Source organism: Thermovenabulum sp. (assembly GCF_049701175.1).
Lineage (GTDB): Bacteria > Bacillota > Thermosediminibacteria > Thermosediminibacterales > Thermosediminibacteraceae > Thermovenabulum.
On sequence record NZ_JBNATW010000008.1, the window covers coordinates 39,275 to 56,215 of the forward strand.

Annotated in this window: 17 protein-coding genes and 2 pseudogenes; 13 read left to right on the top strand and 6 right to left on the bottom strand. The window is 36.7% G+C overall.

Annotated elements, in window-relative coordinates; all coding sequences use genetic code 11:
* Positions 1–127: 127 nt before the first annotated feature.
* Entirely contained in the window at positions 128–919 is a 792-nt protein-coding gene (locus tag ACPLVF_RS04260; RefSeq protein ID WP_424906585.1) for a formate/nitrite transporter family protein, read from the top strand.
* Positions 920–1,045: 126 nt separating this feature from the next.
* Positions 1,046–1,636, top strand: coding sequence for a glycerol-3-phosphate 1-O-acyltransferase PlsY (plsY, locus tag ACPLVF_RS04265; protein WP_424906586.1), 591 nt, complete (start codon positions 1,046–1,048; stop codon positions 1,634–1,636).
* Between the two features lie 85 nt (positions 1,637–1,721).
* Here the strand turns inward: plsY and ACPLVF_RS04270 are convergent, their stop codons facing one another.
* The 5 genes from ACPLVF_RS04270 to ACPLVF_RS04290 all read right to left on the bottom strand — a co-directional run bounded on the left by ACPLVF_RS04270 (position 1,722) and on the right by ACPLVF_RS04290 (position 5,403).
* Positions 1,722–2,630, bottom strand: coding sequence for a peptidoglycan-binding domain-containing protein (locus ACPLVF_RS04270; RefSeq protein ID WP_424906587.1), 909 nt, complete (start codon positions 2,628–2,630; stop codon positions 1,722–1,724).
* A gap of 306 nt (positions 2,631–2,936) precedes the next feature.
* Positions 2,937–3,176, bottom strand: a complete 240-nt coding sequence (locus ACPLVF_RS04275; RefSeq protein ID WP_424906588.1) for a thioredoxin family protein — start codon at positions 3,174–3,176, stop codon at positions 2,937–2,939.
* 203 nt (positions 3,177–3,379) lie between these two features.
* Positions 3,380–4,549: a permease gene (locus ACPLVF_RS04280; RefSeq protein WP_424906589.1), complete on the bottom strand. Its 1,170-nt coding sequence runs from the start codon at positions 4,547–4,549 to the stop codon at positions 3,380–3,382.
* A gap of 41 nt (positions 4,550–4,590) precedes the next feature.
* Positions 4,591–4,926 carry an ArsR/SmtB family transcription factor gene (locus tag ACPLVF_RS04285; RefSeq protein ID WP_424906590.1) on the bottom strand — a complete coding sequence of 112 codons (336 nt, stop codon included), beginning with the start codon at positions 4,924–4,926 and terminating at the stop codon, positions 4,591–4,593.
* Between the two features lie 117 nt (positions 4,927–5,043).
* Positions 5,044–5,403: a putative zinc-binding protein gene (locus ACPLVF_RS04290; RefSeq protein WP_424906591.1), complete on the bottom strand. Its 360-nt coding sequence runs from the start codon at positions 5,401–5,403 to the stop codon at positions 5,044–5,046.
* Between the two features lie 218 nt (positions 5,404–5,621).
* Here ACPLVF_RS04290 and ACPLVF_RS04295 point away from each other — a divergent pair.
* The 11 genes and pseudogenes from ACPLVF_RS04295 to ACPLVF_RS04345 all read left to right on the top strand — a co-directional run.
* Positions 5,622–5,819, top strand: a pseudogene (locus ACPLVF_RS04295) (ArsR/SmtB family transcription factor); the annotation flags it as partial.
* Positions 5,765–6,814, top strand: a pseudogene (gene arsB, locus ACPLVF_RS04300) (ACR3 family arsenite efflux transporter). The pseudogenes ACPLVF_RS04295 and arsB, both read left to right, overlap by 55 nt.
* Before the next feature lie 223 nt (positions 6,815–7,037).
* Entirely contained in the window at positions 7,038–7,358 is a 321-nt protein-coding gene (locus ACPLVF_RS04305; RefSeq protein ID WP_424906592.1) for a hypothetical protein, read from the top strand.
* 5 nt (positions 7,359–7,363) lie between these two features.
* Complete coding sequence (locus tag ACPLVF_RS04310) at positions 7,364–8,404, top strand: V-type ATPase subunit (RefSeq protein ID WP_424906593.1); 1,041 nt, start codon at positions 7,364–7,366, stop codon at positions 8,402–8,404.
* A 30-nt stretch (positions 8,405–8,434) separates the two neighbouring features.
* Positions 8,435–10,498 carry a V-type ATP synthase subunit I gene (locus tag ACPLVF_RS04315; RefSeq protein WP_424906594.1) on the top strand — a complete coding sequence of 688 codons (2,064 nt, stop codon included), beginning with the start codon at positions 8,435–8,437 and terminating at the stop codon, positions 10,496–10,498.
* A 24-nt stretch (positions 10,499–10,522) separates the two neighbouring features.
* On the top strand, positions 10,523–10,924 hold the full coding sequence (locus ACPLVF_RS04320) for an ATP synthase subunit C (RefSeq protein WP_424906595.1): 402 nt from the start codon (positions 10,523–10,525) through the stop codon (positions 10,922–10,924).
* A gap of 1 nt (position 10,925) precedes the next feature.
* A complete protein-coding gene (locus ACPLVF_RS04325; protein ID WP_424906596.1) occupies positions 10,926–11,234 on the top strand; it encodes a V-type ATP synthase subunit F in 309 nt (102 codons plus the stop codon).
* A gap of 9 nt (positions 11,235–11,243) precedes the next feature.
* Positions 11,244–11,858 carry a V-type ATP synthase subunit E gene (locus tag ACPLVF_RS04330; RefSeq protein ID WP_424906597.1) on the top strand — a complete coding sequence of 205 codons (615 nt, stop codon included), beginning with the start codon at positions 11,244–11,246 and terminating at the stop codon, positions 11,856–11,858.
* Positions 11,859–11,860: 2 nt separating this feature from the next.
* Positions 11,861–13,648: a V-type ATP synthase subunit A gene (locus ACPLVF_RS04335; RefSeq protein ID WP_424906598.1), complete on the top strand. Its 1,788-nt coding sequence runs from the start codon at positions 11,861–11,863 to the stop codon at positions 13,646–13,648.
* Entirely contained in the window at positions 13,645–15,018 is a 1,374-nt protein-coding gene (locus ACPLVF_RS04340) for a V-type ATP synthase subunit B (protein ID WP_424906599.1), read from the top strand. Before ACPLVF_RS04335 ends, ACPLVF_RS04340 begins: the two co-directional genes overlap by 4 nt.
* A 5-nt stretch (positions 15,019–15,023) precedes the next feature.
* Positions 15,024–15,653, top strand: coding sequence for a V-type ATP synthase subunit D (locus ACPLVF_RS04345; protein WP_424906600.1), 630 nt, complete (start codon positions 15,024–15,026; stop codon positions 15,651–15,653).
* A 9-nt stretch (positions 15,654–15,662) separates the two neighbouring features.
* Here the strand turns inward: ACPLVF_RS04345 and hydF are convergent, their stop codons facing one another.
* Positions 15,663–16,886, bottom strand: coding sequence for a [FeFe] hydrogenase H-cluster maturation GTPase HydF (gene hydF / locus ACPLVF_RS04350; protein ID WP_424906601.1), 1,224 nt, complete (start codon positions 16,884–16,886; stop codon positions 15,663–15,665).
* Between the last annotated feature and the right edge of the window lie 55 nt (positions 16,887–16,941).

The window sequence follows — 16,941 nt, forward strand, 5'->3', positions numbered from 1 at the left end:
AAAGCTTTGCCGTTTGGCAAGGCTTTTTTATCTTTATCAAAAATGGAATAGGAGAGATTGATAAAAAATTAACATTATTGTATAATAGAAAATGTTAAATATTTCACAATATCGCGGAGGGGTGGCGATGGAAAAAAGATTTCTTACTCCAAAAGAAACGGCAAAAGTTCTAATTGATATTAGCGAAAAAAAATCCCAGTTGGCTTTTTTTAATATGGTTTTACTTGGAATATTTGCCGGTGTTTTTATTGGGTTTGCCGGACAGGGAAGCATTACCGTAATGCAGACCTTAAGAAATTTCGATATCGGTTTTATGAAATTTATGGGGGCTATAGTTTTTACTGTAGGATTAATGATGGTCGTAATATGTGGTGCAGAACTTTTTACCGGCAATAACTTGATGGTTATAGGATTATTGGATAAAAGGATAACCCTCGCAGGACTTTTGAGGAATTGGCTTACGGTTTACTTTTCAAATTTTATCGGTTCGGTTTTACTTGTAATTTTAGTCGTAAAGAGTAATATTTTTACCAAGGAAATGACTGAATTAATCTTTAAAATGGCGTTTAGCAAAATATCCCTTACTTTTTCTGAAGCCGTTATAAGGGGAATATTGTGCAATATATTGGTGGTTCTTGCGGTGTGGATGGCTACAGCTTCTCAAGATGGAGTATCAAAGCTTTTTTCTTGCTTTTTCCCAATTATGCTTTTTGTACTATCGGGTTATGAACACAGCATTGCAAATATGTATTTTATACCCCTTGCTAAATTTTTAGGGGCGCAAATGAGTTGGGGTGATATTTTAATAAAAAATATTATTCCCGTAACTCTTGGCAATATTATAGGCGGTGCAGTTATAGTACCTTTAGTATATTACTGCTGTTACATTTGCGAGGATAAAAAAAGAGATTTGGTTTAAGGTTTTACATATAGTTTTTATATATTAGATATTAGCCGCTTCTTAATACATAGAAGCGGTTTTTTTATTAACTTTATTTTCAAACTTTCATTTGAATGCTAAAATTATATTAAAAGGGGTGATCAAATGTTAAAATATATTGTTTTTGCCTTGCTGAGTTATTTATTCGGTTCCATTTCCTTTGCGTATATAATATGCAAAAGGTACTACGGAATTGATATAAGGAAATACGGAAGCGGCAACCCGGGGACGACGAATGTATTAAGAACGGTAGGTAAAAGGGCAGCAGCAGCTGTATACATTGCAGATTTTTTAAAGGGATTTTTAGCTGTTGTTATAGGAAGGTTATTTGGAGGACCTATATTCGGTGTTTTTTGCGGTCTTTTTGCTATAATTGGACATGATTACTCTTTATTTTTAGGGTTTAACGGCGGAAAAGGCATTGCAACAAGTATGGGTGTGGGGTTTGCAGTTTCACCCCTTGCTGCGCTGCTTTCGACATTAATCGGCGTTACTGTAATTTATTTTACCCGCTACGTTTCCTTAGGGTCCATAACCGGTATAGCACTTTTTCCTATTTTTCTCGGAATCCTGGGTTTTAAAGGGATTTACATTTTATATGGACTTATTATGGCTGTTATTGCAATTTACAGGCACAAGAGCAATATAAAAAGGCTTCTTGAGGGGAAGGAAAATAAATTGGGACAAAAAAGGTAAAAAAAAGACGATTAATAGGCATTACTTTAAACCTATTAACCGTCTTTTTAATTTTTATTTTCTTATCCTGATTACTTTATAATATTTACTTTGCCACTTTAGCAGCTTCTACGATTGCGGTTATGTAGCCGTATGTATCTTGCAAGGTAGCGCCGGTGACCGCATCCACCATTTCTTCTTTGGTTTTGTGTGCAAGCTCCGATTCTAATTCGGAGATGGTCTTACCTTTTACGTAATTTACGATTGCCGCGAAGTTTTGATTAATAGGTACCGTAGAACCTGCCTTTATTTTCATATTATTGCTGTAGTATTCAGCATTGGTCAATTTTGAAGCCAGTACGTAACCTTCGGGATAGTTTTTCCCGAACTCTTGATCGGAATTGGGGACTCCCGTTGCCACATCTTTGGGGAGGAACTGGTAATCGTCAATGTATGCGGCAACTATCTTGTCGCCTAATACCGCCGCCGATGCAATTGTGAAGCACTTGGTTCCGTGAGCTGCATAGACGACCTTTCCGATTTTAACCGCAACCTTTTCACTTTGAACGGCCGGCTGTTCTGCAGGCTTTGAAGCCGCCGTCTGGGTCGGAGCGGGATTTAGTTTTGCTAAGGTTTTGGGTCCTACTATCCCGTCTACCTTAAGGCCGTTTTTCTTTTGGAAATCCTTTACGGCCGCTAAAGTTTTGGGCCCAAATATACCATCCACCTTAAGCTTATAACCGTGTTGATTTAGAAGTGTTTGAAGAAGCTTCACATCTTCTCCATAGGAGTGTAGAGCAAGAAAACGAGTTATGCCTTTAAAGGTTTTTGAAGTAGCAGAAGTAGTAGTAGGTTTGTTTGTTGTTGTTTGTGCTTGGGTTGAAGTATTTCCACCATTAGTTGCTGCTGACACAGCATCAACATTTAAAAATTTAACATTTTGAATTGGTGCAGTAACTGAAAGAATTATTACTGTAATCAATGAAAAGATCAAAAGTTTTACTTTTTTATTCATATAATACTCCCTTTAAATAAATCTTTTTGATTTATTGCAAAACCCTTAAAATTAAGGGTTTGCACACTAATAACCCAACTTTTATTACATTAAAGAATATACTGAAAAGCTTCTTTAAAATAATAAGTTCGAATAATCACTTTCATTAATATATTATAATATAAGATTATATAAATTGCAATAAATTTCGTAATATAATTAAAAATTTAAAATGTATATATATATAGATAAATGTTTATCGATAATTCTTTTAAAATAATAAATACCCCACTTCTCAATTAATGAAAAGTGGGGTATTTCGACAATTTATTTTATATATTCTTGTAAATATTTTTTGATTTCTTCCGGTGTTGCAACTTTGCCGGCAACTTTAACTTCTTCATTAATCACAAGAGCAGGTGTAATCATAACGTATTCAGTAATTTTATTTAAATCCTGAACTTTTTCGACTTCTGCTTCGATCCCCAGTTCTTTCAATGCAGCCTTTGTGTTTTCCTCTAAAGCTTTGCATTTTGCACACCCCATGCCGAGGATTTTGATATTCATTGTTTTTTCCTCCCTTTTCATTATTATATTTTTTGAAAAATTAATTTAATAGGTATCGAACTCTCTAACATATCAAAATTAAATTATTATTAAAACCTTATATTTTTTAAAGATAATAAATTATTTATTCCTTTATTTTCATATAAGCATTTTTATTGTAGCATAAAATTTTTTAAAAGAAAATAACGTAGTAGGGAATAGTTTTAAAAAAAGTTTCCGAAAATGAAGCCAACAAAAGTCGACATTATTATTACCAAACTTACATAGGTAATGGTCTTTTTAGGTCCGAGGACGCTGTTAATTACAAGCATGCTGGGGAGACTCAAGGCAGGTCCTGAAAGCAAAAGCGCAAGAGCAGGGCCCTGCCCCATACCGGACCCTAAAAGCCCTTGAAGTATGGGAACTTCTGTAAGAGTAGCAAAATACATAAAGGCGCCGATAATAGAAGCTATGAAATTTGAAAGTAAGGAATTTCCTCCTACTACTGCTTCAACATACTTTGAAGGAATTATTCCCGCATCGTATCCCGGTCTTCCCATTAAAAATCCTGCTATTGTGACACCTGCAAAAAGAAGCGGAAGTATCTGTTTTGCAAAACTCCAGGTGGCCTCGACCCATGATGTAATTTCTTCTTTTTTGAACCATTTAACAAGGATTATTGCAAGGAGCAAGAGGAAGAATAAGGTCAAGTACCATTTTACATTATATACGGCGCTGAAAAATCCTACAGGCTGTGCGGGCTTGCCCCAAGCTGCAAAAATTAATATAAATACAAGGCTTGCAAAATACAAAATATCCTGTAATAGGCTCCTTCCTTCATGTTTTGTTGAAACTTGCTGGATTTTTGACAATCTTTCCACATCTTCTTTTTTAAATATTATTTCCATGATTAATCCTATAATGATGGAAAATAACACTGCACCAAGTGCCCTTGCAATCCCCAATTTATATCCCAAAATTCTTGCAGTCATGATAATTGCAAGGACGTTTATTGCAGGCCCCGAATACAAAAACGCTATCGCGGGACCAAGGCCGGCTCCCCTTTTATAAATCCCTGTAAAGAGCGGCAAAACCGTGCACGAGCAAACGGCAAGAATCGTTCCGGATACAGAGGCAACCGCGTAGGAAAGCCACTTTTTTGCACCACCTCCGAAGTACTTCATAACAGCCTGCTGGGAAATAAAGTTTGAAATGGCACCTGCTATAAAAAGGGCAGGTATTAAGCAGGTGAGTACGTGAAGCCTTGCGTAATCCTGAAGCATATAAAGGGATTCTATGAAAGCCCCTTTAAAGCGCATGCTCTCTAACGGCATATAGTAGGCAAAAAGGAAAACACCTGCGATGATTAGGAATTTTTTAAGTTCTTCCCTCATTAGTAATTCTCCTTTCGATAAATTTTATAAATCAAAAAAAATTATTCAACTTTGTTCCTATTAGAATCAATAAAAGAAACCTTAGTTACAAGGTCGCTCTTTATGGTTTCGTCAACACAAATAAAATAATCTTTTATACAAGGGAACCTTACTTTGTAAAACACTGAAAGGCCCTCTTTCCTGCTTTCCAAGATGCCAGCTTTTTTTAATATGTTTAGATGCTTTGATATAGTGGGCTGGTCAATACCTATTTTTTTAACAATTTCGCAAACGCATATCTCCTTTTCATCCAGGATAATATCTAAAATTTTCAGTCTTGTTGGATGAGCAAGAGCCTTAAAGAATTCTGCTTGAAGATCATAAATGTTTTTTGCCATATACTACACCTCCTATATTCCTATATTAGCATATAAGAAAACAACAGTCAATAAAAAAAGACAAAATAGTTTACCCTGCATAAATAAGGCATTGTATTGAATAATTTCTTTAAAAGATTATTCCTGAAAATTTTTTTCTATTTTTTCTTTAAGTACTTTTTCAACCTCTCCAATACCCGTTTCATCATTAAAATTTTTGTTTTTCTTAAGGCCAAAATCAGAAGTAAGGGTAATTTCTTCGAAATCGTTTATTCCAATTTTCTCTAAGGTTTTAGAAGAGCATTTAACTTCACAGCCGTTAATTGCAATAAATTTATCGTTGGATTTTGCCATTTTAATAATTCCTTCGATACCTAAAGGTAATCCCAGAGCGCATACCATGTTTATATTATTGTTATCCACATACTTCAAAGCAATCTTGCCCGTCATATTGCCTAAATTGCATGCTCCCTGGCAGGGAAGAAGACCTAATTTCATGTTTATAACCTCCAATACTTTTTAGTGATAAAAATAACAAATACTATATTCCTATATTAGCATAATGGGAAATATATGTCAATAAGTGAGATATAAAATTTTGTCTTTTTAAAGAGTACTAGATTTATTGTTTTGATAGAGATTGATTTATTGTTTTGCTTATCATATAATATAATTAAATTTGAATTTAATCATATGTTATTAAGGGAGGTGAACCATTGATAGTAGATATATTAAAGGCATTATCGGATGAAACCCGTCTGAGGATGCTAAATTTGCTTATCGAAGAAGAATTGTGCGTTTGCGAGATGGAAGAAATACTTAATATTAATCAATCCAATGCTTCCCGCCATCTGGAGAAATTGAGCAATGCGGATCTGGTTGTTTACGAAAAAAGGGGAAAGTATATTTATTACTATGGGTGGCTCTTTGCATAATTGCGGGTGTTGCCATAGGTCAGTGGTTTCCGGCCTTTCCCCAAACTTTAAGCAGATTCTAATACGCCCACGTTTCCATCCCTGTTGCTATCCTTATTTGGCTAATGATTTACCCCATGATGTTGAAGATAGATTTTTCAAGCATAGTAAATGCAGCCAAAAACCCAAAAGGACTTATTGTTACATGGGTTAATAACTGGCTAATAAAACCCTTTACCATGTACCTGATTGCATCTTTTTTCTTAAAAACCGTGTTTAAACCCTGGATATCTCCTGAACTTACTACAAGTTACCTGGCGGGAGCAATACTTTTGGGAGCTGCGCCCTGCACCGCAATGATCTTTGTATGGAGCTATTTGACAAAAGGTAATCCTGCTTATACCCTTGTTCAGGTTGCAACCAATGATTTAATTATACTTGTAGCCTTTACACCCATATTTGCCTTTCTCCTGGGTGTAAGCAACGTCAGGGTGCCTTACGATACCCTGTTTTTATCCGTAGTGCTTTTTGTGGTAATACCCCTTACTGCCGGTTACTTTACCAGGAAAAACATTATTGCAAATAAAGGGCTTGATTATTTTGAAAATGTATTTTTGAAAAAATTTGATAACGTAACAATAACTGGTCTACTTTTAACACTTATTATTTTATTCTCTTTCCAGGGAGAAATAATCCTTTCCAATCCGGTTCATATCGCATTAATAGCAGTGCCGTTAACCATTCAAACCTTCTTTATATTTTTCATAGCATATATTTGGGCAAAACTTTGGAAACTACCCCATGATATTGCTGCGCCTGCTGCAATGATAGGTGCCAGTAACTTTTTCGAACTTGCGGTAGCGGTAGCTATTTCGCTTTTTGGATTGGAGTCAGGAGCGGCCCTGGCTACAGTAGTAGGGGTTTTGACAGAGGTACCTATTATGCTTACTCGGGTTAGAATAGCAAACGCTACCCGCGAGTGGTTTACTAACTAGGACTTACCCCCAAAAGGGTTTTTTTTGGACATTTTATGCTCCGGAAATAAAGGAAAAAAGAAAAAAACAAGGCAAAACTGAGATAAAATAAGATAAATAATATTGGATACCGGGAAAATAATATATATAGCTTAAACAAAGATTAATCAAGCTTTTTAATTATTTGTAAGTATTAAAAAAAAGGAGTATAACGGTATAAAGAAATTAAAAGAAGGTGAAAAATATGGAAGAAAAGGTCATAGAAAGACTTTTGGAGATTGACCGGAAAGCTCAGGAGATTCAATTAAAAAGAGAACAAAACCTTCGGGAATTAGAAGAGAGTTACAAAAAGCAGATTCGAGAAATGGTGGAAAACTATGAAAGGGATATAGAAGAAAGTAGTAAAAAAGCCTTTAACGATGCAGTAGAAGAAGGGGAAAGGGAAGCGGATGAGATTAGAAGGGATGCAGAAAAGACATTAAAAAATATGGAGGAAGTATTTTTAAAAATAAAGGATGATATTGAGAGGGAATTTTTTCTGAAGATTTTTAAGGTAAAGAGGTAATAAAAATGGGAAACGTTATGAGGTTTGCGGCGGTAAATACCAAAATAAAGTTCTTAGAGGGAAAATTTTTAAAAGATGAAGATTATTTGGAGCTTTTAAAGAAAAAGAGCATTCCCGAAATGGTTCTGTATTTAAAGGAAAAAACCTCTTACGGAAAACTATTAAACAGTGTAAAACCGGAAGAGGCCAATAGAAGAACCCTGGAAAATGCCTTAAGAAGAAATATGGTTAAAATTATAGATAAACTGCTTTTTTATCTGAGGGATGAATATAAGGATTTTGTAAAAACCCTTTTTCTAAAATATGAAATTGAGGACTTAAAAAATTTAGCGAGGGACATATACAACGGCAGGTTAGAAAAAAATATTGAAAATTATTCGTTTATAGGGAAATACAGCAAAGCCGATCCAGAAAGGCTCATAAAAGCTAATACCGTAAGGGAATTAATAATTGCCCTTGAAGGCTCTGAGATTTTTGAGTATTTAAAACCCCTGCTTGACGGCAAAAGAGAGAACCTTTTTAGATTTGAAATGGCTTTGGATACAGCTTATTTTACTATTATAAGGAGAAAATGGGAAAAACTATCAAAAGAAGACAAAAAGATTTTGAGCATTTGGGAGGGTATAGTTGCAGACCTTTACAACATTCAATGGATATATAGAGGAAAAAAATTTTACAATCTTTCTCCGGAAGAAATACTAAACTATACTATAGATTTTGGCTATAAAATTAGCTATCAAAGGCGAAAGCAAATGTGCTATGCAAAGGATTTAAGCGAGCTTTTTGAAATCGCCGAAAAAGAAGGTTATGGGTTTTTGTTTAAAAAAGACTTAAATCAGGATATTTACATGGAAAGAAGGATAAATAGGTACCTTTATTTTAAATTTAAAAACCTAACGAGGGCGGCACCTTTAACCATAATTCAAATTGTATCTTATATTTGGTTCTTAGATTTTGAGGTTAGGGATATAATTTCCATAGCTGAAAGCTTAAAATACGAAGTTGACTTAGAAAAGGCGAAAAAGTTTTTAATTCGTCCGTTATGATTTGCCTTAGCAATTTGGGAGGCGTTTTGTATGGCTATAGAAAAAATGAAGATAATGGGAGTCATAGGCAAAAAGGAGCTTTTAGATAGGGTAATGCGTCTTATTGTTTTAAGCGGGAGCATGCATTTTTTAAATGCCTTTTCCAGAATAAGTGCTTCTGATTTTGTCCTGCCGCCCAATGAAAAAAACATAGAGGCCCTTGAAGAGCTGCCTTTTGTCAAGCCTTATAATGTAAAAAGGGACTTTTCAAGGGATGAAGAAATGGTGGTATCTCTATTAGGACTTTTTAATATTTCTCCCGAAATTAAACCTGAATATTTAAGCCAAGATTATGATTATGAGGAGTATATTAAAAATATTAGCGATATATATTTAAAAATTCGGGAGTATGCAGATGAGATAAAAGGAAAAAGCCGAATTATAGAGGAAAAAGAAGAATATATACAAAATCTAAAATACCTTGAAAAATTTGATTTCGACCTTTCAAGATTGCTAAATATGAAATTTATGACCTTTAAACTTTTAAAATTAACAAAGGAAAATTATCTGAAGTTAAAAAAGAATTACGAGAATATACCGGCTGTAGTAATAAAAGTAGAAGCGGAGTCAAAATATGTTTATGTGGCATCAATTACGCCTAATACCCTGCAGGAAACGGTAGAAAGAATTTTAAGCTCCTTAAATTTTGAAGAACTGAAACTTCCTGCGGAATATGAGGGTAATGCCTCGACGATTATACGAAAACTTAGTGAGGAAATAGAAGAGGACAATAATAAGATAGAGCAGCTTAAAAAGCAAATCGAGGGATTTGGCAGGCAGTTTAAGGAGGATATAAAAAAATCCTTCTCAAGGCTTGAAATGGAAAAGAAGATAGAAGAATTAAAATCTGATGTGGCAATAAGCAAGAGTTTGTTTTACCTTTTTGGGTTTGTACCGGTAAGCAGGGTAGAGAGCTTAAAAGACGGATTAGAAAAAAATTTTAAAGACGAGCTGATAATATTAATTGAAGATGCGGACAATAAAAATTCAAGTTTAACTCCTCCCACCAAGCTTAAGAATCTCGGACTTTTTAGGCCCTTTGAGGAAATGGTAAAAATGTACGGCATTCCTTCTTACGATGAAAAAGACCCTACGGTGTTTTTCGGGATAACCTACATGCTCTTATTTGGGGCAATGTTTGGGGATTTGGGGCAGGGGCTCATTCTTTTTTCAGCAGGTGTTGTGTTAAACCATTTGATGAAAAGGCCCAATTTGGGAGGAGTACTAAGCCGAATAGGTTTAAGCTCTGCATTTTTTGGACTTTTGTACGGAAGCGTTTTCGGTTCGGAAGAATTGATACCAGCACTAATAGTGAGGCCTATGGCAAATATTAATTTCATGCTTTTAAGCGCGGTGGTGCTCGGTATTTGCCTTTTGATTGCGGGTTTTGTTTTTGGGATACTAAACTCAAGTCTTTCAGGCAACTTTAAGGAAGGTGTTTTCGGCAGAAACGGAGCTGCAGGCCTTTCCTTTTACATTCTTCTTCTTTACACCATATATAATTATGCGGTAAAAGACGTGGGACTTTCCCCATGGATTACTTTTGTATTGATTTTGACCTTGATGGTAATAGTTTTTAGAGAGCCCCTTTCCAATATTTTGCTTAGAAAAGAAAAACTTTTTACCGAGCCTGTAGGGGATTATTTTGTAGAAGAAGGTTTTGGAGTTTTAGAAACCCTGCTTTCTATGGTTTCCAATACCATTTCCTTTATAAGGGTAGGGGCTTTTGCTTTGAATCATGTGGGATTGTACATCGCCTTTGCAACCATGGCTGAAATGACAAGATCCAAGGTTGGAGGCATAATGCTTTTAATCTTAGGAAATACGATAATAATAGGGCTTGAAGGCTTAATAGTATTTATACAGGCTTTAAGGCTTGAATACTACGAACTTTTCAGCAAGTATTTCAAAGGAGAGGGAATAGAATATTCACCAGCGGTCGTTGTAAAATCTTCTGATTATATCAGGAAGATAAGGTCTCTCAGTAGAAAGACTTTTATGGACCAATTTGGAAGGACCTTAAAAATGAAAATGATCAAGATGGCATTAATATAAAAAATTTTGAGGAGGAATAGGTTTATGATGGCGATTGTATTTTTACTTATTCTAATTTCAGTTTTAACAACAGCAGCAGGATTTTATCAATTAAATAATTTAAAAGCTAAAAAAGTGCTGAAATTTAGCGTATTTGCTTTTTCCTTGATAATAGCTTTCTTCTTATTCGTCATTATGCCTCAGGCGGCAAAGGCAGAAGGAGCCACAAATCCCGTTTCCAGCACTGCTTTTTTAGCTGCTGCTTTATCTACTGGGCTTGCGACTATTGGGGCGGGTTATGCTGTTGGAGCGGTAGGCTCTTCAGCCCTCGGGGCAGTTTCGGAGGACCCTAAAATCTTGGGTAAAACCTTAATTTACGTGGGCCTTGCGGAAGGTATTGCCATTTACGGGCTGATTATATCCATTATGATACTGGGAAGGGTTTAATATGAGGATGTTTGTGATAAGCGACAGCTCTGATACCATAACAGGCTTTAGACTTGCAGGTATAGAAGGCAAATATATTGAAGAAAGCCAAGAGGTTTTGAAAGAAATAGATAAATTAAAAAATGATGAGGACATTGGTATAATCCTTATTACTGAAAGTCTTGCACAAAATATAAAAAATGAACTAAGCGCAATGAAGCTTTCAAAAGATTTTCCCATAATTTTAGAGGTTCCAGACAGGCACGGCAGTATAAGGCCTAAGGACTTTTTAACGCGTTATATAAAAGAAGCAATTGGCGTAAAGATTTGAGGTGATATCATGTCAACCACCATTGAGGATAAAATTTCCCTTTTTGCTAAGGTTTTATTTGAAAGGATAGAAGAAGAATATGAACAAAACAGGGAAAATATTGTAAAATATTATGAAGCAGAAATAAAGAGAATAAAAGAAGAATACGAAAAGAAAAAGGCGGAACGTATAAATAATGCTTTAAAAGAAGCGGAAATCAAAAAGCAGAGGATAATATCAAAGGCTTTGGCGGATAAAAAACAGGAAATATTGAGGAAAAAGCAGGAACTTTTAGAAAAGTTGATAGAAGACATCCTCCAAAAGGTAGAAGAGTTTCTAAAACAGGAAGGCTATAAAGAGTTTCTTTTGAACACAGCTTTAGAGTTAAAGGAAAAATTCCCTGAAGGCGAAAAAGTAATAATAAATCTATCCAAAAGGGATTTTGAGCATTATTCGGAATACCTGAAAAAGTCTCTAAACGGCAACTTTGAGTTGAGAATAAGCCAAGAGGAGATAAAAGGAGGAATAATTGCTGAAAGCGATGATGGAAGGATAAAGGTGGATTTATCCGTTAGCAGTTTGTTGGAAGAAGGCAAGTCATTACTTGCCCAGCTTTTATTTACAAAGTTGGGCGAGGAGGTATAACTATGTCCGATTACAGGGTTGGAAGCATAGTTTATATCAACGGTCCTGTGGTAAGGGCAAACAACATGTCCGGTTTTACCATGAGAGAAATGGTAATGGTAGGAAATAAAAAATTGATAGGAGAAATAATATCCCTTGAAAAGGATTTAGCGACAATTCAAGTGTATGAAGAAACATCGGGATTGAAAGCGGGAGAGCCAGTAATGGGTACCGGCAAGCCCCTCTCGGTAAAATTAGGCCCGGGCATCTTGGGCAATATTTTTGATGGTATAGAAAGGCCTCTTTCGAAGATATATGAAAAAGGGGAAAGCTTCATACCCGAAGGGATTGGTCTTATTTCTATTGATGAAGAAAAATTATGGGAAGTAAGGATATTGACAAAAGTAGGAGAATATTTAAAGGGCGGGGACGTTTTTGCTGAAGTTCAAGAAACTTCGATGATTCTTCATAAAATAATGGTTCCACCTACAGTAAAGGGCAGGGTAGTTGAAGTAAAAAAGGATGGCAGTTACAACATCAATGAAACCCTTGTTGTTTTGGAAAATGAAGGAAAAACTTACGAGCTAAAGATGTATCAGGAGTGGCCTGTAAGGTTACCGCGCCCGGTCAAGAAGAGAATGCCAATACAAAAACTCCTAATTACAGGTCAAAGGGTAATAGATACCTTCTTCCCTTTAGCAAAGGGAGGTACCGCAGCTATCCCTGGGGGGTTTGGAACCGGAAAGACGATAACCCAGCATCAGCTTGCCAAATGGAGCGATGCGGACATAATAGTATATATTGGCTGTGGAGAACGGGGCAATGAAATGACGGAGGTGCTGGAGGATTTTCCAAAATTGGTCGACCCGAGGACTGGAAAACCTTTGATGGATAGGACTGTTCTAATTGCCAACACTTCCAACATGCCTGTTGCAGCAAGGGAAGCCTCTATATATACGGGTATTACCATTGCGGAATACTTCAGAGACATGGGGTACAATGTGGCAATTATGGCGGATTCAACTTCACGCTGGGCAGAAGCCTTAAGGGAAATAGCTGGAAGGCTTGAAGAGATGCCCGCCGAAGAAGGTTATCCTGCATATCTTGCTTCAAGGCTTGCGCAGTTTTACGAAAGGGCAGGTTTCGTAGAAAACCTGAATGGCACTGAAGGTTCCATCACCGTTATAGGTGCGGTTTCACCTGCAGGTGGAGATTTTTCAGAGCCTGTAACCTCCTCAACCAAAAGGGTAGTAGGTGCTTTTTTAGCATTAGACAAGGAACTTGCTTATTCAAGGCATTTTCCCGCAATTAACTGGCTCTTATCCTACAGTGGCTACATCAAGATGCTTAGGGAATGGTTTGCGGAAAATGTGGCAGCGGATATGCTGGACTTAAGGGCTAAGATGATGAGGCTTTTACAGGAAGAAAACAAGCTCATGGATATAGTTAAATTGGTCGGGGAAGATGTACTTCCCGACGACCAAAAACTTATCCTTGAAATTGCAAAGGTTATTAAAGTAGGTTTTCTACAGCAGAATGCTTACCACAAGGAAGACTCCTATGTGCCTTTGGATAGGCAGTATAAGATGTTAAAAGTAATCAACAAACTTTATGATAGGGCAGCCTCGTGCGTAAAAAAAGGCATTCCTCTTTCGAAGGTAAAAAATGATGAACTTTTTAACGAGATTATTATGATGAAATATAACTTTTCTACCGAAAATAAGGGATTTTTTGATGAAATAATTAATAAAATCGACAGTTACTACGACAGTATCGAAACAAGGTATGAAAAAGAAGGTGCTTTAAAATGAAGATAAAATACAAAAGGGCAGATAAAGCGGAAGGCCCGTTGTTAATAATGGAAAATGTGAAAAATGCGGTATTTGATGAAATAGTAGAAATAGAGATGCCCGATAAAACTTCGAGGCTCGGCAAAGTGGTGCAGATTGACAGAAACAAAGTGGTCATTCAGGTCTTTGAGGGCACTTCGGGTATTTCACTGCCTGATATTACTGTTGCTTTTACTGGAAGCCCTATGAGAATTCCCCTTTCAAAGGAGATTCTCGGCAGGGTATTTAACGGTATTGCAAAACCCATTGATGGAGCTGGAGAAATTTTTTCCACAAACTACTATGATATAAACGGTAGGCCTATGAACCCGGTTGCTAGGGTTTACCCTCGAAACTTTATTCAAACGGGTATTTCAGCTATAGACGGCCTAATGACCCTGATAAGAGGGCAAAAACTCCCAATATTTTCAGGGGATGGCCTTCCCCATAATGAATTAGCAGCACAGATTGTAAAACAGGCAAAAATTTCGGGGGATGATGAAAAAAATTTTGCAGTTGTATTTGCGGCTATGGGGATAAAACACGATGAGGCGGATTTCTTTGTAAGGACCTTTGAAGAAGCTGGTGTAATGGATAGGGTTGTGATGTATGTAAACCTTGCGGATGACCCGGTTGTTGAAAGAATAATAACTCCTCGCTGTGCTCTTACTGCTGCAGAATTTTTAGCTTTTGAATGCGACATGCACGTCCTTGTTATTTTAACAGACATGACAAGCTACTGCGATGCTTTAAGGGAGATATCTTCTGCGAGGGAGGAAGTGCCTTCAAGGAAAGGCTATCCGGGGTACATGTACTCGGATTTGGCAAGCCTATATGAAAGGGCGGGGATGCTGAAGGGCTCTAAAGGGAGCATTACTCAAATACCTATTTTGACCATGCCCAATGACGATATAACCCATCCTGTCCCCGACCTTACGGGTTATATAACCGAAGGTCAGATAGTTTTGAACAGGGCGCTCTACCAAAAGGGTATTTATCCACCGATAAATATTTTACCTTCCCTTTCCCGACTCATGAAGGACGGCATAGGTGAAAAATATACGAGGGAAGATCATCCAGACCTTGCCAACCAGGTCTTTTCAGCTTATTCCCGTGTTCAGGAGGTTAGGGCTTTAGCACAGGTTATCGGCGAAGAAGAGCTATCCGATGTGGATAAAAGTTATATGGAATTCGGAAGGCAATTTGAAGAAAGCTTTGTAAAACAAGGTTTTGATGAGGAAAGAAGTATTTTTGAAACCTTAGATTTGATGTGGGAGCTTCTGAAAATACTTCCTGAAAAGGAACTTACAAGAATCAACCCATCCCTTATTAAAAAATATTTGAGGGGATGATATTCTTGCTATTTAATATTGCACCTACCAAAGCAAATCTGCTTTCTGCCCAATCTACCCTTGAGTTTTCGAAAAAGGGCTACGAGCTTTTGGATAAAAAAAGGAATGTCTTAATAAGGGAATTGATGAGCATAATGAAAAGGGCTGAGGAGCTGCAGGAAAAAATAAACAAAATTTTTGAAGAAGCCTATGAAGCTCTAAAGATAGCCAATATAACCTTAGGAGTAAACCAGGTGTATGAAGTAGCTTGCTCTATTCCGTTAATGGAAGAGTTCGATATATTACACAAAAGCGTAATGGGTGTTGAAATTCCAAAGATAAAATACGAAAAAAAGCCCTTAGAACACTACTACAGCTTTTACCATACTAATACTGCCCTTGATATTGCCCTGACAAAATTTTACGAGGTAAAATATCTTCTACTTGAACTTGCAGAAGTGGAAGACTCCATATTTAAACTTGCTATTGAGGTAAAAAGGACCCAAAAAAGGGCAAATGCGTTAAAAAATATTCAGATACCCAAGTATGAAAAAATTGTAAAAGTTATTTCAGAAGTATTGGAAGAAAAAGAAAGGGAAGATTTTTTCAGGTTGAAAACTTTAAAAAAGAAATTAAAAAGAAGGGTGAAAAGGTAAACCCTTCTTTTACTTTTTTAGCGGCTTTAAAGCCCTGTCCAATATACCGAGGGCGAATGCAATGAACACACCGTAATTTACTACCGGTATATTTTTTTCTTTTAAAACGGATAGTCTGTAAAGCATTTCCTTTCTATTTATCATACAACCGCCGCAGTGGATTACTAATTTATATTCATCTAAATTTTCCGGGAAGGTAAAACCAGAAGACCATGAAAAAGATAGCTCTTTTTTGGTTATTTCCTTCAAAAGCCTTGGAATTTTTACTGTTCCAATATCATCTTCCTGCCTGTGATGGGTGCAGGCTTCGGAAATCAAAACCTTGTCCCCGTTTTCTAAGTTTTTAATGGCTTTTGTCCCCTCCACCAATTGTTCGAGATCCCCTTTATAACGGGCAAATAATATGGAAAAGGAAGTGAGCGGTATGTCTTCAGGGGTTATTTCGGCTACCTTCTTGAAGGCTTGAGAGTCAGTGACAACTAATTTGGGTTTTTGTTTTAAAGAGTTTAAAGCGGTTGAAAGTTCGCTTTCTTTTGCGACAACAGCTATGCAGCCGCTGTCAAGAAGTTCCCTTATGGTTTGCTGCTGGGGTAGAATTAGCCTTCCCTTCGGGGCAGCCTTATCTATGGGTACTACCAGCACTGCTAAATCGCCGGGGTTTAAAAGGTCCGAAATAAGCGGCACATCAGTGAAACTGCTGGGGGCTTTGTTTATAATTTGCCTTTTTAATTCTTCAATTCCTTCCCTTTTAAAAGCGGATACCTCAAGTAAAGGGAGGTTCAGCAAATCTTCCCACTTCTTTTTTTCTTCCTTTTTATATTTTAATGAATCCTTTTTATTAACCACTCCAACAACGGGTATATTTTTTTCTCTTATTTTTGACAGTATTTCTAAATCGTAGTCTGATACTCCGCTTTCACCGTCTATAACAAGGATGGCCACATCGGTCTTATTTAGCACCTGATAGGTTTTTTTGACCCTTAGTTCTCCAAGAACCCCTTCGTCGTCTATTCCTGCTGTGTCTATTATTACTACGGGACCAATTGGTAAAAGTTCCATAGCCTTAAATACGGGGTCGGTAGTAGTGCCTGCAACGGGAGAAACAAGGGCGATTTCTTGATTTGTAATGGCATTTATGAGGCTGGATTTTCCAGCATTTCTTTTACCAAAAATCGCTATATGAAGCCTGCTTGCTAATGGTGTAGAATTAAGGCTGTTTTCGGGCAATGACAAATTAAGCTACCCCCTTTCAGAGCATCTCTTAAGAGCATTATATCATAATTTTTTT

Coding starts and splice junctions, on each gene's coding strand:
- ACPLVF_RS04260 (WP_424906585.1), top strand. CDS start 128: ATGGAAAAAAGATTTCTTACTCCAAAAGAAACGGCAAAAGTTCTAATT.
- plsY (WP_424906586.1), top strand. CDS start 1,046: ATGTTAAAATATATTGTTTTTGCCTTGCTGAGTTATTTATTCGGTTCC.
- ACPLVF_RS04270 (WP_424906587.1), bottom strand. CDS start 2,630: ATGAATAAAAAAGTAAAACTTTTGATCTTTTCATTGATTACAGTAATA.
- ACPLVF_RS04275 (WP_424906588.1), bottom strand. CDS start 3,176: ATGAATATCAAAATCCTCGGCATGGGGTGTGCAAAATGCAAAGCTTTA.
- ACPLVF_RS04280 (WP_424906589.1), bottom strand. CDS start 4,549: ATGAGGGAAGAACTTAAAAAATTCCTAATCATCGCAGGTGTTTTCCTT.
- ACPLVF_RS04285 (WP_424906590.1), bottom strand. CDS start 4,926: ATGGCAAAAAACATTTATGATCTTCAAGCAGAATTCTTTAAGGCTCTT.
- ACPLVF_RS04290 (WP_424906591.1), bottom strand. CDS start 5,403: ATGAAATTAGGTCTTCTTCCCTGCCAGGGAGCATGCAATTTAGGCAAT.
- ACPLVF_RS04305 (WP_424906592.1), top strand. CDS start 7,038: ATGGAAGAAAAGGTCATAGAAAGACTTTTGGAGATTGACCGGAAAGCT.
- ACPLVF_RS04310 (WP_424906593.1), top strand. CDS start 7,364: ATGGGAAACGTTATGAGGTTTGCGGCGGTAAATACCAAAATAAAGTTC.
- ACPLVF_RS04315 (WP_424906594.1), top strand. CDS start 8,435: ATGGCTATAGAAAAAATGAAGATAATGGGAGTCATAGGCAAAAAGGAG.
- ACPLVF_RS04320 (WP_424906595.1), top strand. CDS start 10,523: ATGATGGCGATTGTATTTTTACTTATTCTAATTTCAGTTTTAACAACA.
- ACPLVF_RS04325 (WP_424906596.1), top strand. CDS start 10,926: ATGAGGATGTTTGTGATAAGCGACAGCTCTGATACCATAACAGGCTTT.
- ACPLVF_RS04330 (WP_424906597.1), top strand. CDS start 11,244: ATGTCAACCACCATTGAGGATAAAATTTCCCTTTTTGCTAAGGTTTTA.
- ACPLVF_RS04335 (WP_424906598.1), top strand. CDS start 11,861: ATGTCCGATTACAGGGTTGGAAGCATAGTTTATATCAACGGTCCTGTG.
- ACPLVF_RS04340 (WP_424906599.1), top strand. CDS start 13,645: ATGAAGATAAAATACAAAAGGGCAGATAAAGCGGAAGGCCCGTTGTTA.